Annotated in this window: 13 protein-coding genes; 7 read left to right on the forward strand and 6 right to left on the reverse strand. The window is 73.2% G+C overall.

Going from position 1 to position 15,836, the window contains the following annotated elements; genetic code table 11:
• Positions 1-5 precede the first annotated feature (5 nt).
• The 5 genes from ctaD to MILUP08_RS16710 form a co-directional block, all read right to left on the reverse strand.
• Entirely contained in the window at positions 6-1,997 is a 1,992-nt protein-coding gene (gene ctaD / locus MILUP08_RS16690; protein WP_007459701.1) for an aa3-type cytochrome oxidase subunit I, read from the reverse strand.
• Between the two features lie 125 nt (positions 1,998-2,122).
• A complete protein-coding gene (locus MILUP08_RS16695) occupies positions 2,123-2,851 on the reverse strand; it encodes an STAS domain-containing protein (RefSeq protein ID WP_007459703.1) in 729 nt (242 codons plus the stop codon).
• 111 nt (positions 2,852-2,962) lie between these two features.
• The gene (locus MILUP08_RS16700) at positions 2,963-3,421 is read right to left on the reverse strand and encodes a DUF4383 domain-containing protein (protein WP_007459705.1); all 459 of its coding nucleotides are present in this window, start codon (positions 3,419-3,421) and stop codon (positions 2,963-2,965) included.
• 87 nt (positions 3,422-3,508) lie between these two features.
• The gene (locus MILUP08_RS16705) at positions 3,509-4,666 is read right to left on the reverse strand and encodes a glycosyltransferase (RefSeq protein ID WP_007459706.1); all 1,158 of its coding nucleotides are present in this window, start codon (positions 4,664-4,666) and stop codon (positions 3,509-3,511) included.
• A gap of 46 nt (positions 4,667-4,712) precedes the next feature.
• On the reverse strand, positions 4,713-5,696 hold the full coding sequence (locus MILUP08_RS16710) for a glucosyl-3-phosphoglycerate synthase (RefSeq protein ID WP_237747261.1): 984 nt from the start codon (positions 5,694-5,696) through the stop codon (positions 4,713-4,715).
• A 223-nt stretch (positions 5,697-5,919) separates the two neighbouring features.
• Between MILUP08_RS16710 and MILUP08_RS16715 the strand changes: the two genes are divergently transcribed.
• The 7 genes from MILUP08_RS16715 to MILUP08_RS16745 all read left to right on the forward strand — a co-directional run bounded on the left by MILUP08_RS16715 (position 5,920) and on the right by MILUP08_RS16745 (position 14,832).
• On the forward strand, positions 5,920-6,930 hold the full coding sequence (locus MILUP08_RS16715; RefSeq protein WP_007459710.1) for a Gfo/Idh/MocA family protein: 1,011 nt from the start codon (positions 5,920-5,922) through the stop codon (positions 6,928-6,930).
• Positions 6,923-8,011 (forward strand): zinc-binding dehydrogenase, encoded by a 1,089-nt coding sequence (locus MILUP08_RS16720; RefSeq protein ID WP_007459711.1) that lies wholly within the window; start codon positions 6,923-6,925, stop codon positions 8,009-8,011. The genes MILUP08_RS16715 and MILUP08_RS16720 overlap by 8 nt, the downstream gene beginning before the upstream one ends.
• Positions 8,012-8,060: 49 nt before the next feature.
• Complete coding sequence (locus tag MILUP08_RS16725; RefSeq protein WP_007459713.1) at positions 8,061-9,839, forward strand: ABC transporter ATP-binding protein; 1,779 nt, start codon at positions 8,061-8,063, stop codon at positions 9,837-9,839.
• Positions 9,840-9,927: 88 nt separating this feature from the next.
• Positions 9,928-12,219 carry an accessory Sec system translocase SecA2 gene (secA2, locus tag MILUP08_RS16730; RefSeq protein WP_007459715.1) on the forward strand — a complete coding sequence of 764 codons (2,292 nt, stop codon included), beginning with the start codon at positions 9,928-9,930 and terminating at the stop codon, positions 12,217-12,219.
• Between the two features lie 181 nt (positions 12,220-12,400).
• Complete coding sequence (locus tag MILUP08_RS16735; RefSeq protein WP_039908196.1) at positions 12,401-13,141, forward strand: GAF and ANTAR domain-containing protein; 741 nt, start codon at positions 12,401-12,403, stop codon at positions 13,139-13,141.
• A gap of 229 nt (positions 13,142-13,370) precedes the next feature.
• Positions 13,371-13,862 (forward strand): DUF2231 domain-containing protein, encoded by a 492-nt coding sequence (locus tag MILUP08_RS16740; protein WP_007459718.1) that lies wholly within the window; start codon positions 13,371-13,373, stop codon positions 13,860-13,862.
• 205 nt (positions 13,863-14,067) lie between these two features.
• On the forward strand, positions 14,068-14,832 hold the full coding sequence (locus tag MILUP08_RS16745; protein WP_007459720.1) for a class I SAM-dependent methyltransferase: 765 nt from the start codon (positions 14,068-14,070) through the stop codon (positions 14,830-14,832).
• A gap of 32 nt (positions 14,833-14,864) precedes the next feature.
• Here MILUP08_RS16745 and MILUP08_RS16750 read toward each other — a convergent pair whose 3' ends face one another.
• Entirely contained in the window at positions 14,865-15,815 is a 951-nt protein-coding gene (locus tag MILUP08_RS16750; protein WP_007459721.1) for a DUF3500 domain-containing protein, read from the reverse strand.
• Positions 15,816-15,836: the final 21 nt, after the last annotated feature.

The following is a 15,836-nucleotide window of genomic DNA, read 5'->3' on the forward strand; positions in this document are numbered from 1 at the left end:
CCTGGTCAGCGCTCTTCGGTCTCGCCGTCGCTGTGCGGGTGCCGCCAGCGTTCGTGCGGCTTCGGCGCGTCCTCGGCGTCCTTCGGCGCGTCGCTCTCCTCGAAGCTCGGCCGGCGTACGCCCTCGGGCTCCGGCACGTCGACCGGACGGGCGCCGGACTCCGGCGCCGGCTGGTACGCGACCGCGTCCCGGGCGCCGTGCGCGCCCTCGGCGGCGGGTGACTCCGGCGCGTGGTGCTCCATGCGCAGCTCGTCGCCGAAGTGCTGCGGCGGCTTCGTGGTGCGTTGCGGCAGGTCCCGGCCCAGGTCGGCGACGAGGGGGCCGTACTTCAGGTCGAACGCCGGGCGTTCCGAGCGGATGCGGGGCATCTTGTCGAAGTTGCGCAGCGGCGGCGGGCAGGTGGTCGCCCATTCGAGGGAGTTGCCGAAGCCCCACGGGTCGTCCACCGTGACGATCGCCCCGTACCGCCAGGACTTCCACGCGTTGTAGATGAAGAAGAGCGTGGACAGGCCGAGGATGAAGGCGAAGATGCTGGAAATGGTGTTCAGCGTGGTGAAGCCGTCGGTGGGCAGATAGTCGGCGTACCGGCGGGGCATGCCCTCGGCGCCCAGCCAGTGGTGCACGAGGAAGGTGCCGTGGAAGCCGATGAACATCGTCCAGAAGTGCGCCTTGCCGAGCCGCTCGTCGAGCAGTCGGCCGGTTATCTTCGGCCACCAGAAGTAGTACCCGCCGAAGAGGGCGAAGACCACGGTGCCGAAGACCACGTAGTGGAAGTGCGCCACCACGAAGTACGTGTCGTGGGTGTGGAAGTCGACCGGAGGGCTGGCCAGCAGGACGCCGGTGAGGCCGCCGAGCAGGAAGGTGACCAGGAAGCCGATGGCGAACAGCATCGGTGTCTCGAAGGTGAGCTGCCCCTTCCACATGGTGCCGATCCAGTTGAAGAACTTCACTCCGGTGGGCACCGCGATCAGGTAGCTCAGGATGCTGAAGAACGGCAGCAGCACCTGGCCGGTGGCGAACATGTGGTGCGCCCAGACCGTCATGGACAGCACGGTGATCGCGATGGTGGCCAGGACGATGCCGGTGTAGCCGAACAGCGGCTTGCGGGAGAACACCGGGATGATCTCGGTGATGATGCCGAAGAACGGCAACGCGATGATGTAGACCTCGGGATGGCCGAAGAACCAGAAGAGGTGCTGCCAGAGCATCGGGCCGCCGGTGGCGGCGTCGTACACGTGCGCGTTGAGCAGGCGGTCGGCCGAGAGGGCCAGCAGCGCGGCGGCCAGCAGCGGGAACACCAGGATCACCAGCACGCTGGTGAACAGCATGTTCCAGGTGAAGATCGGCATCCGGAACATGGTCATGCCGGGCGCGCGCAGGGTGAGGATCGTGGTGATCAGGTTGACCGCGCCGAGGATGGTGCCCAGCCCGGAGAGGACCAGGCCGACGACCCACATGTTCGCGCCCACGCCGGGGCTGTTCTCGACGCTGCTCAGCGGGCTGTACGCGGTCCAGCCGAAGTCCGCCGAGCCGCCCGGGGCGAGGAAGCCGCCGACCACCATGAGGCCGCCGAACAGGTACAGCCAGTAGGCCAGCGCGTTGAGCCGGGGGAACGACACGTCCGGCGCGCCGATCTGGATCGGCACGATGAAGTTGGCGAATCCGAAGGCCGCGGGCGTGGCGAACAGCAGCAGCATCACCGCGCCGTGCGAGGTGAAGAGCTGGTTGTACTGCTCCGAGGAGAGGAACTGCAGGCCCGGTCGGGCCAGCTCGGCGCGCATCAGCATCGCCTGCAGGCCGGCCAGCAGGAAGAACCCGAAGGAGGTCAGCAGGTACAGCACGCCGATCTGTTTGTGGTCGGTCGTGGCCAGGAACTTGATCAGGGAGTTGCCGGGGACCGGCGCCCGCAGGGCTCCGGGGAAGCCCCCGAAGCGGGCCGGTGCAAGGATCGCCGGGCCCCGATCGCGACCGGGTTCCGTGGTTACCCGCTTGGGCATGGCTGCTCACCCCGTCGTGACGGCAGAAAGGACGGGCGTGCCTACCCGACCCTCGCACCATGTAACCAGGCTGAAGCGGTAATTTCGGTCAGATCGCCGGTACCGGTCGAAGCCGCCCTCGTGCCTCAGGTCGCCGGAAGCATCGCCCAGACGGCCTTGCCCTGACCCGCGGGCACGCTGCCCCACCGCTGCGCCAGCTCGCGGACCAGCAGCAGCCCTCGGCCGCCCTCGGCCCGCAGATCGAGGCCGGCCGGCTGGGCGGCGGCCCGGCTGCCGTCCACCACGGCCAGGTGCAGGTACGGCCTGCGCAGCGTCAACGTCACCTGCATCGGGGTGCCGGCGTGCCGCACCACGTTGCCGACCAGCTCGCTGAGCACCAGCGCGGCCGGGCCGGCCGCCACGGGCAGGTTCCACCTGGAGCACGCGTCACCGACCAGCTCCCGGGCCCGCCGGCAGGCCCCGGCCACCGGCTCCAGCCGGGCCCGCATCCGCAGCGTCCCGGTCGCGCCGGCCATCCGGGTCGCCTCCGCGCAGTCCTGCGACACCGGCACCACCCGGCACGTCGTCGACTCGGCCAGCCAGCGCGCGGCGGCCGGCGGCGGCGCGCACAGCACCACCGGCACCGCCGGCCACTCCTCGGCCCGCCGGGCCGTCGCCGCGAACACCGACAGCGCCAGCCGGTCCCGCACGGTCACCTGCGCGAGGTCGACCACCAGCGCCTCCGGCTGGGCGGCCAGGGCCCCGTCCAGCGCCTGGTGCACCGAGCGCATCGTGCCCAGATCGAGGGCGCCGGTGAGCCGGACGACCGCCACCGGTGCGACCTCGCGCACCTCGCAGGTGATCCGGCTGGCCATCGGCGTGCCCTCGATTCGCTGGTCGGTCGGGATCTGCCCACTACCCGAGGCCCCCCGGCACCAAACCGGACCGGTCCGTCAGGGGACGCAGGTCACGCCCGGACCCGCAGGTCAGCGGCGTGCCCGCCCGGTCAGCAGACCCAGCGCGATCAGGCCCAGCCCGAGGCCGAGGTGCAGCCAGCCGTCGGCGACGTTGACCGGCAGGACGTTCGCGCCGGTGTCGTGGTCGACAGCCAACCCGTAGAGCCAGAGCACCAGGTACACGGCGCCGCCGCCGATGAGGAAGGTCCGCGCGCCGCCGACCGTCCGCGCCAGCGCCAGGCCGGCCACCCCGAACAGCAGGTGTACGAGGTTGTGCAGCACCGAGACCTGGAAGGCGCCGAACAGGAACGCGCCCGAGCCGTGCCCGGCGAAGCGCAGATTGTCCGTACCGCTGGTGATCCCCGGGACGAAGCCGAGCACACCGACCAGCAGGAACAGCACGGAAGCGGCGCTCGCCGCCCGGCGTACCGGCGGCGTGCCGTCGGCCGGGTTGGCCCGGGCCCGGGAGTGCGCCATCGGTCCGACCATCACCGGCTCCTCGCTGCGCGACGGCGTGAGCGGTGCGTCTCCCCGTTGCCGCCGACGGCAAACGCGCCGGCGGCAACGGGTGCGCTCTCAGACCGGTTGCAGGCGGGGCGCGGTGGCCGGCTCGCGGACCCGCTGGTACAGCTCGACGTAGCGCTGGGCCATCACCGCGGGCGTGAACCGCTGCGCGGCCACCCGCCGGCACTCGTCCGGGTCGAGCAGGTCGGCGGCAAGCACGAGGTCGTCCAGCTCGGCCTCGTCGGCGGTGAGCAGGCCGGTGCGGCCGTGCTCGATCAACTCCGGCAGGCAGCCCCGGGAGGTGGCCACGACCGGCGTGCCCAGGGCCAGTGACTCGACCACCGCCGTGCCGCCCGGCTCCTCCCAGCGCAGCGGGAACAGCGACGCGCGGGCGCCGGCCAGCAGGTCGTCACGCTCCTGGCCGGCCACGGTGCCGATCCAGCGCACCAGGTCACCGTCGACGTGCGGCGCCACCTCGTCGAGGTAGAACCGCACGTCCGGGTTCTGCCGGGCCTCGTCGCCGGCCGCGGCCAGGTCGGCCGGGCGATGGTACGGCCCCACCGGACCGGCCAGCACCAGTGGTACGCCGATCCGGTGCGCGAGCCGCGCGCCCACGTCCTGCCCCTTGCCCGGGTTGATCCGCCCGAGGATGAGCAGGTGCTCGCCCTTCTCCGGGCGGGGCCGGCGGTCGGCGTCCACGGCGAGGGGCGTGGACAGGTGCACGTGACCCACGGAGTGCTCGCGCAGCGCCAGCGGGGCCCGGGCCAGCTGCGACGCCGAGACGCCGTTGACCCGGACCCGGTCGCCGCCGTCCAGGCTGCCGTACAGCGCGGGGTGCTTGGCCAGGTCCCAGTGCAGGGTGTGCAGGGTCGGCGGCCCGGACGGCCCCATCGCGGTGAGGGTGGCCAGCCCGACCGCCTCCACGTGGTCGTGGACCAGGTCGATGTCGTCGCGGGAGTGCAGCTCGCGGACCACCCAGGCCAGGTGCGCCTGGGCGATCCCGCAGACCTGGTTGTACGGCCGTTGCAGCGCCGCGAACTGCCCGTCGGCGAACACCGACACCTTCTCGTCCACCGGCAGACTGCTGCTCTCCACCGAGGCGAGGACCACCCGCACGCCGAGTCGCCGCAGCTCCGGCACCAGGGTGGCGATCACGTTCTCGATGCCGCCGTAGCCGGGCGGGGGAACCGACAGCCACGGGCCGGCGTTCATCAGCACGGTGAGGCTCATCGGTCGCCCTCCCGCGCCGCGGCGGACCGCGGCCGTGCCGCGGCGCTCACGCCGCGGCCACGCGTCGGCGGGGGACCCGGTGGCGCAACTCGGCAAGCGGCGGGCGCTCCTCGATGGACACGTCGCTGACCACGATCTCCCGGTCCAGGTTCGGCAGCGTGTCCGATCCGCCCCGGCGGAACTGCGTGAGCAGCGCCTCCGGCATCGTGCCGGGGCTCGCCCAGCCGCGTCGTTGCAGCCGGGACCAGGCCGTCAGCATGATCTGCGCGGACATCCGGCCGAGCGCCGCCGTGTCCTGGTGGCGGTGCTTGCGCTCGCCCAGGTCGACCTGCGCCAACGCGTCCAGGCCGACCAGGTCCAGCAGGTCGATCATCATCGCCGTCTCCACGCCGTACCCGGAGACGAACGGCACCTGGGACAACACGTCCCGGCGACCGGCGTACTCGCCGGCGAGCGGCTGCACGAAACCGGCCAGCTCGGGCCAGAAGAGGTTGAGCAGCGGTCGCGCCATCAGCTCGGTCACCCGGCCGCCGCCGTCCTGCTCCACACTGGCGGCGCCCACCAGGGGCCGGTGATAGAAACCCTTCACGAAGTCCACCGACGGGTCGGTGAGCAGCGGCCCCAGCAGACCGGTGACGAAGTGCGGGCGGAACTCCCGTAGGTCGGCGTCGATGAACGCCACCACGTCGCCCTCGGCGGCGGCCAGTCCGGCCCAGAGCGCGTCGCCCTTGCCGGTGAGCCGGGGCAGGCCGCGGGTCATCGCGTCCTGGCTGACCACCTCGGCGCCGGCGGCGCGGGCCACCTGAGCGGTGCGGTCGGTCGACCGTGAATCCACCACGATCAGTTCGTCGACGAGAGCGACCCGATCCATCAGGTGTTCCCGGATGGTCGACACGATCGCGCCGACGGTCGCCTCCTCGTTGCGTGCCGGCAGCACCACGCTGACCCGGCTCTCTCCCTTGGCGCGCAGCAGCCGGCGTGCCGGCCAGTCCGCCGCCGTGGTGGTCCGGTACGTGGCCCACGCCTCCACCACCGGTGACACGGTCGTATCCCGCACGGGCACCCCTCCGTTTCGTGCGTGGAACAAGCGGACTCTCTAATTCCCACTCGTCACCACGCGCTAACCGTTCCCAGCGCAACAGCTTGATCACGATGGTGACATCGCCGCGTTCCCAGGTGATGAACGTTTGATTGCGCACACCCCAGGGGACTGCTCCCAGCGAAGTCGAAACGTTCTCGAAAGAGGTTGTCGCATGGGTGGATGCCGGGTGGGTCTCGTGGGAGCCGGCGGGGTGGCACAACGCCATGCGCGGGTGCTGTCCGGGTTCGACGACGTCGAACTGGTCGGGGTGACCGACGTGGTGCCGGAGGCGGCGTCCGCGCTGGCCGCCCAGCACGGCGGGCAGACCTTCCGCGACGTCGCCGAGCTGCTGGCCGCCGCCCCGGACGCGGTGTACGTCTGCGTGCCACCCTTCGCGCACGGCCCCGCCGAGGAGGCGGTGATCGACGCCGGGGTGCCGATGTTCGTGGAGAAGCCCGTCGCCGTCGACCTGGCCACCGCCGAGCGCGTCGCCGACCTCGTCGCCCGGCGTGGGCTGCGCACCGCCGTCGGGCACCACTGGCGCTACCTGAGCGTGCTCGAACAGGCCCGGGAGCTGCTCGCCGACCGTCCGGTGCGAATGGTCAGCGGCGCCTGGCTCGACAAGGTGCCGCCGGTCGCCTGGTGGTCGCGCCGCGACCGCTCCGGAGGCCCCGTGGTCGAGCAGGCCGCCCACGTGCTCGATCTGATCCGGGTGCTGGCCGGCGAGGTCACCGAGGTCACCGCGTACGGCAACGGCACGCCACCGCCTGTCGACGGCGCCGACATCGACTCGGTGACCACCGCCGCGCTGCGCTTCGCCGACGGCGCGGTCGGCACCCTCAGCGCGGCCTGCGTGCTGGGCTGGAAGCACCGGGCGGGCCTGGAGATCCTGGCCGACGGGCTGGTCCTGGCGCTCACCGAGGACGGATTGCTGATCCGCGACGCCGACGGCGAGCGACACGTCCCCGCCGATCCGGAGGCGGCCCGGGTGGCGGTGGACCGCGCCTTCGTCGACGCGGTACGCGGTGTCGGTGACGACGTCCGCGTCCCGTACGCCGAGGCGCTGAAGACCCAGCGGCTGGCCCTCGCGGTGGCCGACTCGGCTCGCACCGGCCAGACGGTGCGGCTCGCCACTCCCGCCGCGCCGGTCGCGCTCACCAGCGGGGTGAGCGTCGATGCGTGATCGGGTCGTCACGGTAACCGCCCCCGGCCGGGTGGAGCTCGTCGAGCAGGAGGCCGCAGCGCTGCGCCCCGGCACCTTTCGCGTCGAGACGCTGTTCAGCGGCGTCTCCGCCGGCACCGAGCTGAGCTACGTCAAGGGCACGAATCCCTACCTGAACGTCACCTGGAACGCCGATCTGGGGCTCTTCCAGCCCGGTGAGGCCAGCACCCCGTACCCGGTGACCCGGCTGGGGTACATGCAGGTCGGCCGGGTGGTGGAGAGCGCCACCCCGGCCATCGCGGTGGGCACGGTCGGCGCGATGACCTACGGGCACCGCACCGGCTGGCTTGCCGACCCGGTCGCCGAGCGGTTCGTACCGCTGCCCGACGACCTGGACCCGCTGCTCGGCGTCTACGTCGCGCACATGGGCCCGATCTGCGCCAACGGCCTGCTGCACGCCGCCGCCGACCTGCACGGCGCGGACGTCCGCTCGCTCGGCGACGGCGTACGCGGCCGGCGGGTCGCCGTGGTCGGCGCCGGCGTGGTGGGTCTGCTGACCGCCCTGCTCGCCCGGCGACACGGCGCCGCCTCGGTGGTGGTGCTCGACCCCACCCCGCGCCGCCGCGAGGTCGCCGAGGCGCTCGGCCTGGAAACCCTCGACCCGGACGCGGACGACCCGGCCGTGGTGCTCAAGACCCGGTGGGCCCACACCGCCGGTGACCGGGGCGCCGACGTCGTGTTCCAGTGCCGGGGTCAGGCGTGGGCGTTGCAGCTCGCGCTGCGGACGCTGCGCCCGCAGGGCACCGTGATCGACCTGGCCTTCTACCAGGGCGGCGCGGACGCGGTCCGTCTCGGTGAGGAGTTCCACCACAACGGGCTGGCGCTGCGCTGCGCCCAGATCGGGCGGGTGCCGCGCGGGCTCGCGCCCACCTGGGACCGGGAACGGCTCTCCGCCGAGACCATCGACCTGCTGCGGGCGTACGGGGACGTGATCCGCAAGCACCTCGTCTCGGCGGTGGTGCCCTTCGACGACGCGCCCACCCTGCTCACCGACCTGGCCGAGCGCCGCCGCCAGGAGTTGCAGGTCGTCCTGTCCGCCTGACCTGCCGGAGCGCGCTCGCCGGGTGACACGGCGGGTTACCGTTCCCGCCATGAGCACCCCGAAGGACGGGCCGGTCGGCGACGCACCCGCGAGCCGGCCGGTCGGTCTGGCCGCGCTGCTGCCGTACCTGCGGGAGCACCGCGGCACCCTCGTCGCGGTGGGCGCGCTGTCGCTGCTCGGCTCGGCGGCGTCGCTGGCCCAGCCGCTGCTCACCCGGTCGGTGCTCGACCGGATCGGCGCCGAACGCCAGGTGTCCGCGCTGGTGGCGGTGCTGGTGGCGCTCGTGGTGCTCGGCGCGGCGATCGGCGGGCTGCGCGACTACCTGCTGCAACGCACCGCCGAGGGGCTGGTGCTGAGCACCCGGCGACGGCTGGCCGGTCACCTGCTGCGGCTGCCCATCGCCGAGTACGACAGGCGGCGCACCGGCGACCTGCTCTCCCGCGTCGGGTCGGACACCACGCTGCTGCGGGCGGTCGTCACCTCCGGGCTGTTCGAGACGGTCACCGGGGCGGTGATGGTGCTCGGCGCCGGCACCGCGATGGTGCTGCTCGACCCGCTGCTGTTCGGTGTCACCCTGCTCGGGGTGGCGCTGGGGCTCGGCTTCGCCGCCACCTTCGCCCGCCGGGTCCGGGCGCTTGCGCGCCTCGCCCAGGAGCGGATCGGCGAGATGACCTCGGCGGTGGAGCGGGCCATCTCGGCGTCCCGGACCATCCGGGCCAGCCGCGCCGAGAGCCGGGAGGCGGAGACCGTCACCGGCAGCGCCCGGGAGGCGTACGCGGCGGGGCTGCGGGTGGCCCGGGTGCAGGCGCTGATCGGGCCGATCGGCTCGGTCACCGTGCAGGGGGCGTTCCTGCTGGTCCTGGGGATCGGCGGGGCGCGGGTCGCCGCCGGGGCGATCTCCGTCGGTGACCTGGTCGCCTTCGTCATGTACCTGTTCCTCCTGGCCCTGCCGCTGGGCCAGGTGCTGCGCGCGTACACCCAGTTGCAGTCCGGTCTGGGGGCGTTGCAGCGGATCGAGGAGATCCTGGCCGTGCCGGCGGAGGGCGCGGCGGACCGACCGGCGGCCCCGACCGCCACGACGACCCCACGCCGGCCGGCCCCGATGATCGAGTTCGACCGGGTCGGGTTCGGCTACCCGGGCGGCGCGCCGGTGCTGCACGACGTCAGCTTCGCGGTGCCGGCCGGCACCCGTACCGCCCTGGTCGGCCCCTCGGGCGCCGGCAAGTCGACGCTGCTGGCCCTGGTCGAGCGCTTCTACGAGGTGAGCGCCGGCGCGGTCCGCGTCGACGGGGCCGACGTGCGGGAGCTGCCCCGCGACGCGCTGCGCGCCCGGCTCGGGTACGTCGAGCAGGAGGCTCCCGTGCTCGCCGGCACGCTGCGCGAGAACCTGCTGATCACCGCGCCGGACGCCACCGACGACCGGCTGCGCGACGTCCTCGCCGAGGTGAACCTGAGTCACCTGGTGGAGCGCACCGCGCAGGGCCTGGACGTCCAGGTGGGGGAGGGCGGGGTGCTGCTCTCCGGGGGTGAGCGACAGCGGCTGGCCATCGGGCGGGCGCTGCTGGCCGGCCCGCCGGTGCTGCTGCTCGACGAGCCGACAAGCAACCTCGACGCGCGCAACGAGGCCGCGCTGCGCCGGGCCATCGACGCGGTGGCCGTCCGCCGGACACTGCTGATCGTGGCGCATCGACTCGCCACCGTGGTGGACGCCGACCAGATCGTCGTGCTCGACGGCGGCCGGGTGGTGGCGGTGGGCACCCACGCCGAGCTGACCGTCACCGACCCCCTCTACCGGGAGCTTGCCACCCACCAACTGCTCGTCGCCTGACCCGGAGACGACGCGGAATCGACATGCCGGCGGATACCCGACCGGCCGGGCCGCGCAAGGCGGCCGGAATCGCGTACCGTTGCCGCTCATGGGTGTGTCGCAACGGTTCAAGAGCAAGTTCCGGCGGTTCCTCCAGCGCCCGGGATCAACCGTGGATCTTGCTCCGCTGGAGAAGCTGCTGCCGGCGATCGAGGCGCGCGAGGATGACCTCGCCGCGCTTGACGACGCCGAGCTGACCGAGGCCGCAGGCTCCGCCTCCGGCTACGAGGAGATCTGCGCCGTCGGCCGCGAGGCCGCCCGCCGGGGCCTCGACCAGCGACCGTACGACGTGCAGTTGCTCGGCGCGATGGCGCTGCTCTCCGGCAAGGTCGCCGAGATGGCCACCGGTGAGGGCAAGACGCTCACCGCCGCCATCGCCGCGTACGGGCACGTGCGGCTCGGCAACGGGCCGGTGCACGTGCTCACCGTCAACGACTACCTGGCCCGCCGCGACGCCCAGTGGATGGAGCCCATCTACACGCTGCTCGGCCTGACCGTCGGCTGGGTCAACGAGGCGTCCACGCCGCAGGAGCGGCGCGACGCCTACGGCTGCGACGTCACCTACGTCTCGGTGAGCGAGGCCGGCTTCGACTACCTGCGCGACCAGCTGGTCACCGACGTGGCCGACCGGGTGCAGCCCGCGCTGACCACCGCGATCATCGACGAGGCCGACTCGATCATGATCGACGAGGCCCGGGTGCCGATGGTCCTGGCCGGCGCGGTGCCGGGCGAGCAGGACCCGGTGCACGCCGCCGCCGCGCTGGTGCGCGGCCTGCGCAAGGGCAAGCACTACACGGTCGCCGAGGACGGGCGCAGCGTCGCCTTCACCTCCGCCGGCCTGGCCGCCGTCGAGGCCAAGCTCGGCATCGACCTGTACGACGAGGAGCACGTCGAGCAGCTCTCCGCGGTCCACGTGGCGCTGCACGCCCAGGCGCTGCTGCACCGTGACGTGGACTACATCGTCCGGGACGGCTCGGTCGAGCTGATCGACGAGATGCGCGGCCGGGTGGCCCAGCGCCGCCGCTGGCCCGACGGGCTCCAGGCGGCGGTCGAGGCCAAGGAGGGCCTGGACGCCACCGCCGAGGGCGAGGTGCTGGGCACCATCGCCGTGCAGGCGTTCATCGCGCTCTACCCGAAGGTGTGCGGCATGACCGCCACCGCGGTGCTGGTCGGCGACCAGTTGCGGGAGTTCTTCGGCCTCGAGGTCGCGGTGATCCCGCCGAACACCCCGTGTGTCCGCGAGGACGAGTCCGACCGGATCTACGCGACCCGTGCCGAGAAGGACGAGGCGCTGATCGACGAGATCCAGCGCTGGCACGCCAAGGGGCGCCCGGTGCTTGTCGGCACCCTGGACGTCAAGGAGTCGGAGGGGCTGGCCGCCGGGCTCAACGCGGCAGGCGTGTCCTGCGTCGTGCTGAACGCCAAGAACGACGACGAGGAAGCGGCGATCATCGCCGAGGCCGGCGCGTACGGCGCGGTGACCGTCTCCACCCAGATGGCCGGCCGGGGCGTCGACATCCGGCTCGGCGGCAGCGACCAGACCGACCAGGAGCGGGTGGCCGAGCTGGGTGGCCTCTACGTGATCGGCAGTGGCCGGCACGACAGCCGCCGCGTCGACGACCAGCTGCGCGGTCGCGCCGGCCGGCAGGGCGACCCGGGTGGCTCGGTCTTCTTCGTCAGCCTGGAGGACGACCTGGTCGTCCGGCACGCCGCCGACGCAATTCCCCCGTCGCCGCGGATGAACGCGGACGGCCTCGTCACCGACGAGCAGGTCGACTACGCGGTCGAGCACGCCCAGCGGGTCGCCGAGGGCGTCAACCACGAGATCCACCGCAACACCTGGCGCTACAGCGTGGTGATCGAGCAGCAGCGCATCGCCCTCGCCGCCCGCCGGGAGCGGCTGCTGACCAGCGACGTGGCCGCGCTGATGCTGCTGGACAAGGTGCCCGAGAAGGCCGGCGAGATGGACGAGGACCTGCTCGCCCGGGTGGCCCGCTCGATCGCGCTCTTCCACCTGGACCGGCTCTGGGCCGAGCACCTGGCCGAGCTGTCGGAGGTCCGCGAGGGCGTGCACCTGCGCGCGCTGGGCCGGCTCGACCCGCTGGACGAGTTCCACCGGGCGGCGGTCCCGGCGTTCAACAACCTCGTCCCGGAGATCGAGGCCCGCACCATCGCCACGTTCACCGAGACCGAGTTCGACGAGGACTGGACGCCCGAGGACGGCACCCTGATCCGGCCGACCGCCACCTGGACGTACCTGGTGCACGACAACCCGTTCGGCTCCGAGCTCGACCGGCTGATCGCCTCGATCGGGCGACGGCTCAGCGGCGCGTCGCGCTGACCTGGCCTTCGGGGCCTCTGCCACGCCCTCCGCGGTGTGGCAGAGGCCCCTCCTTACGCCGTTTCGATCCCGGTTTGCGAGGGTAGTAGGGCGGGTCGGTCACAGCGGAAAGAGGGCAGACCATGGCACAGGTGACGATGTCGGCGGGATGCGCGCGAGGGCGTACGAGGGCAGTGGAACGGTGAACGTGGACACGCGGGAACCGGTGGTCGAGCGACTTGGTGTGCTGGAGACCGCCGCGCTGTTGCGGGAGCTGACCGCCGGCCTGATCGCGCTTACCGATTTCGACGAGGCGCTGCTGGCGCTGGTCCGGGTCACCCGCGACGCGGTGGCCGGGGTGCGCTGGTGCGGCTTCACCGCCCTGCGGGCCGGCGAACCGGCCGGCGTGGCCGCCTCCGACGAACGGATGGCCAGTCTCGACGACCTGCGCCACGGGCCCGACTCGCCGGCGATGAGCGCGATCCGACGCCGCGAGATGATCCTCGCGGTGGACCTGGCCGGCGAGTCACGCTGGCCGGCCTGGACGCCCCGCGCCCGCGACCTCGGTGTCCGTGGGGTCATCTCCGCGCCGGTGGACATCGACGACCAGGTCATCGGGGCGATCAACCTGTACGCCGCCGCACCCGACGTCCTCACCCCGCAGCACCAGCTCACCGCGATGCTGCTCGCCGAGCACGCCGGCCTGCTGCTCGCCGCCGTCCGCGACCGACGCCGCCAGCAGGCGCTCGTCGGCGAGCGGGACGCCTCACTCCTGCACGACGGTGTCGTCGGGCAGGCCATCGGCGTGATCATGACGCAGCGCGGGTGCCCCCCGGCCGAGGCCCTCGACGTGCTGCGGACCGCCGCCTCGTCCCTGGACATCCCGCTGCGCGAGGTGGCCGAACGCCTCATCCGGACGGTCTCCCGCCCCCGCGAAACCTGACGCCGCCGCCGCCGCCGGCGGCGCGGCGCGGCGGGTTGATCGACTCGGTTTCCAGGAAATCGGGGTGTCCGAGCCGAGCGGACAGCGCGATTTCCTGCAACACGAGTGGATCACGTCGCCGGGTGCCCGTTCTCCCGGTCGGCGGCGAGTCGGGCGGCCTCGTTTCGTGCGACGGGGGGTCGGGTAGCACCCTGGTACTGGTGAGCTGCGCCGACCCTGGGGAGGACCGATGCAGAGCCGGCTGCGTGTGCAGGGGCATCCCATCCAACCGATGCTTGTGACGTTCCCGCTCGGGCTCTTCGTCAGCGCCACCGTCTTCGACCTCACCGACGTCGCCGGCGGGCCGACGTTCCTCGGCGAGGTCGGCTACTGGACCGGTGTCGCCGCCCTGTTCGCCGCCGCGATGACGGCGGTCGCCGGCATGGTCGACCTGTGGGACGTGCCGGTCGACGGCACCCGCCGCACCGCCATCGCCTTCAACCTCGTCAACGCGGCAATGGCCGGCCTGTTCCTGGTCACCTGCCTGGTGCGCGCCCACTCGCCGCATCGCGGCGCGACAGTCGCGATCCTGGCCACCGAGCTGGTCGCGCTCACCGCAGGTGGCGTGGGTGTGTACCTGGGCGCGCGGCTCATGCGCCAGTTCGACTCCGGCCGGGCCGACACCGGCAGCCTGGACGCCCTCGCCGGCGGCACCGTCGAGATCGCCCGCCCCCGCCCCTGACGGAGCCGTGCCGGTCGGTGCCGCGCTCGTCCGTGCCGCGCCCCGCGGCGACGTGGCCCCGTCCGTAAGGTGCCGTCCGAGGCGCGCCCGGCGGCGATGCGGCCCGTTCGTGGCGTGCCCGTCCGTGGTTGTGTCCGCCCGGAGGGGCCGGTGGCGGTCGCAAATGGGTTGCCCGTCGGGCGGCTGGCCGGTGAGGCTGCCTCCCATGAGCGCCGAACGGAACGTCGAGGAGTTGATCGCGGAGGCGGCCGCCGCGCCCGTCGACGGCTGGGGCTTCGCCTGGCTGGCCGGCCGGGCCACCGAGGAACGCCCACCCTGGGGGTACGCCAAGCTGGTCGCCGAACGGATGGCGCGCGCCGACGCCGCGCTGGACGTGGACACCGGGGGCGGTGAGGTGCTCGCCGAGGTTCCGTACCCGCCGAAGGTGTTGGTGGCGACCGAGGCGTGGCCGCCGAACGTCGAGGTCGCCCGGCGGACCCTGCGCCGGGTCGGCGCGACGGTGGTGGCGGTCGCCCCGGACTCGGCGCTGCCGTTCCGGGACGGGTCGTTCGACCTGGTGGTCAGCCGGCATCCGGTACGCACCGACTGGGCCCAGACGGCCCGGGTGCTGCGCCCCGGCGGCACGTACCTGTCCCAGCAGATCGGGCCGGGCACCATGCGGGAGCTGAGCGAGGCGATCCTCGGCCCGCTGCCCCCGCCGGACGGGCGGCACCCCGAGGCCGCGGTCGCCGCCGCCCAGGACGCCGGGCTGCGCGTGGTCGACATGCGCCGGGCCACGCTGCGCGCGGTCTTCCACGACGTCGGCGCGGTCGTCTGGTTCCTGCGCAAGGTGGTGTGGACCGTGCCCGGCTTCACTGTGGACCGCTACCGCCCGGAACTGCTCGCCCTGCACCGCCGCATCACCACCGAGGGCCCCTTCGTCGCCCACGCCCAGCGTTTCCTCATCGAGGCAACCTGTCCCACCTCGTGAGCGTCAGTGGCCGTCGCCCCCGGGGGTGCGGGTCAGTGCGGGTGGGCCTGGCGGTGGGTCGCCAGGATGTCGGCACCGAAGTCACTGGCGGGGCGGCGGAGCACGGTGTGCGCGTGGTTGCCGTCGTCGCTCGTGTTGTCGTACTCGATCAGCAGGTCGTCGCCCTGCACCCGGTAGTAGTGCCGCTGGCCGGGCCTCGTCGGGCCGGCCCAGGCGAAGTGCAGCTGGCCGTCCTTGACGCGGACCGCCTCGGCGACGGCCAGTTCGGGAGGCAGCCGGTCCAGGTAGAGCGCGACGACCTGGTCGAGCAGCGCGCGGCCGGTCGGGCCGAGCCGGTCGGCCGGTACGCCGAGCGGTTCGAGGGGCCCGTCGACCCGCCCGCGGGTGGCGCTGATGATGTCCGTCGGCGCCTCGTCGGCGACGATCGCGGCGGCCCGACCGGCCGGGCCGAGCGCGTCGAGCAGGGCGCGGGCCAGGTCCTCCTCGACGCCGAGCGGCCGGGAGACGGCGTGCCCGGCGTAGCGCACCGCCGCCGGGTTGGCGCCGAAGAAGATCGGCGCGGGGGAGACCCGGTCGTCGACCACGGTCATCGTCACCGACAGGTGGTGTCCTTCGAGCCGCCACGCCCAGCGGTCGTCGCGGGCCGGGTCCCCGAACACGGCGATCCAGTAGTCGCCGCTGTGCCGTCCACGGTGCCAGTCCTCGGCCCGGTCCAGGACCTCCTCCAGCGCGATGATCGCCATGGCCTGCGCGTACGCCGATGGGCTGAGCGCGGTGGCCAGCAGCCGGTGCGCGGCCTTGCGCCCGGCGATGTCCAGCTCGGCCAGGCAGACGCCGGGGCGGGGGCGGGGCCGGTACTCCAGCCAGCGCCGGGCCGGCTCGTCGTCGAACGGGTACACGGCGCCGATGCGGGTCGCGGGATCGAGCGCGGCCAGCAGCGCGGTGCCTGCGGCACGCATCTGTTCGGGCAGGGGATCTTCCACGGACCCTGTATACCGGCCCGC

The organism is Micromonospora lupini str. Lupac 08, from assembly GCF_000297395.2.
Taxonomy (GTDB): Bacteria; Actinomycetota; Actinomycetes; order Mycobacteriales; family Micromonosporaceae; genus Micromonospora; species Micromonospora lupini.

Coding starts and splice junctions, on each gene's coding strand:
- ctaD (WP_007459701.1), bottom strand. CDS start 1,997: ATGCCCAAGCGGGTAACCACGGAACCCGGTCGCGATCGGGGCCCGGCG.
- MILUP08_RS16695 (WP_007459703.1), bottom strand. CDS start 2,851: ATGGCCAGCCGGATCACCTGCGAGGTGCGCGAGGTCGCACCGGTGGCG.
- MILUP08_RS16700 (WP_007459705.1), bottom strand. CDS start 3,421: ATGGTCGGACCGATGGCGCACTCCCGGGCCCGGGCCAACCCGGCCGAC.
- MILUP08_RS16705 (WP_007459706.1), bottom strand. CDS start 4,666: ATGAGCCTCACCGTGCTGATGAACGCCGGCCCGTGGCTGTCGGTTCCC.
- MILUP08_RS16715 (WP_007459710.1), top strand. CDS start 5,920: ATGGGTGGATGCCGGGTGGGTCTCGTGGGAGCCGGCGGGGTGGCACAA.
- MILUP08_RS16720 (WP_007459711.1), top strand. CDS start 6,923: ATGCGTGATCGGGTCGTCACGGTAACCGCCCCCGGCCGGGTGGAGCTC.
- MILUP08_RS16725 (WP_007459713.1), top strand. CDS start 8,061: ATGAGCACCCCGAAGGACGGGCCGGTCGGCGACGCACCCGCGAGCCGG.
- secA2 (WP_007459715.1), top strand. CDS start 9,928: ATGGGTGTGTCGCAACGGTTCAAGAGCAAGTTCCGGCGGTTCCTCCAG.
- MILUP08_RS16740 (WP_007459718.1), top strand. CDS start 13,371: ATGCAGAGCCGGCTGCGTGTGCAGGGGCATCCCATCCAACCGATGCTT.
- MILUP08_RS16745 (WP_007459720.1), top strand. CDS start 14,068: ATGAGCGCCGAACGGAACGTCGAGGAGTTGATCGCGGAGGCGGCCGCC.